Origin of the sequence: Fictibacillus sp. Mic-4 (assembly GCF_049843615.1) — a bacterium.
Taxonomy (GTDB): Bacteria; Bacillota; Bacilli; order Bacillales; family Fictibacillaceae; genus Fictibacillus_A; species Fictibacillus_A gelatini.
In genome coordinates, this window is record NZ_JBBHZM010000107.1 from 1 (window position 1) to 1,083 (window position 1,083).

A 1,083-nucleotide genomic window follows, 5' to 3' on the forward strand; every position below is an offset into this window, starting at 1 on the left:
AAGTCTCATAAGCTCCATAGAAAGGAGGTGATCCAGCCGCACCTTCCGATACGGCTACCTTGTTACGACTTCACCCCAATCATCTGTCCCACCTTCGGCGGCTGGCTCCTTGCGGTTACCTCACCGACTTCGGGTGTTACAAACTCTCGTGGTGTGACGGGCGGTGTGTACAAGGCCCGGGAACGTATTCACCGCGGCATGCTGATCCGCGATTACTAGCAATTCCGGCTTCATGTAGGCGAGTTGCAGCCTACAATCCGAACTGAGAATGGCTTTTTGGGATTGGCTCCACCTTGCGGTTTCGCAGCCCTTTGTACCATCCATTGTAGCACGTGTGTAGCCCAGGTCATAAGGGGCATGATGATTTGACGTCATCCCCACCTTCCTCCGGTTTGTCACCGGCAGTCACCTTAGAGTGCCCAACTGAATGCTGGCAACTAAGGTCAAGGGTTGCGCTCGTTGCGGGACTTAACCCAACATCTCACGACACGAGCTGACGACAACCATGCACCACCTGTCACTCTGTCCCCCGAAGGGGAAAGCTTGATCTCTCAAGTGGTCAGAGGATGTCAAGACCTGGTAAGGTTCTTCGCGTTGCTTCGAATTAAACCACATGCTCCACTGCTTGTGCGGGCCCCCGTCAATTCCTTTGAGTTTCAACCTTGCGGTCGTACTCCCCAGGCGGAGTGCTTAATGTGTTAACGTCAGCACTGAGGGTGGAACCCCCCAACACCTAGCACTCATCGTTTACGGCGTGGACTACCAGGGTATCTAATCCTGTTTGCTCCCCACGCTTTCGCGCCTCAGCGTCAGTTACAGGCCAAAAAGCCGCCTTCGCCACTGGTGTTCCTCCACATCTCTACGCATTTCACCGCTACACGTGGAATTCCACTTTTCTCTCCTGCACTCAAGTTCCCCAGTTTCCAATGACCCTCCACGGTTGAGCCGTGGGCTTTCACATCAGACTTAAAGAACCGCCTGCGCGCGCTTTACGCCCAATAATTCCGGACAACGCTTGCCACCTACGTATTACCGCGGCTGCTGGCACGTAGTTAGCCGTGGCTTTCTGGTCAGGTACCGTCA

General features: G+C 54.6%; 1 rRNA gene. It reads right to left on the reverse strand.

The annotated features are described in order from the left end of the window. Positions 1-20: 20 nt before the first annotated feature. A 16S ribosomal RNA gene (locus WD019_RS21650) occupies positions 21-1,083 on the reverse strand; the annotation flags it as partial.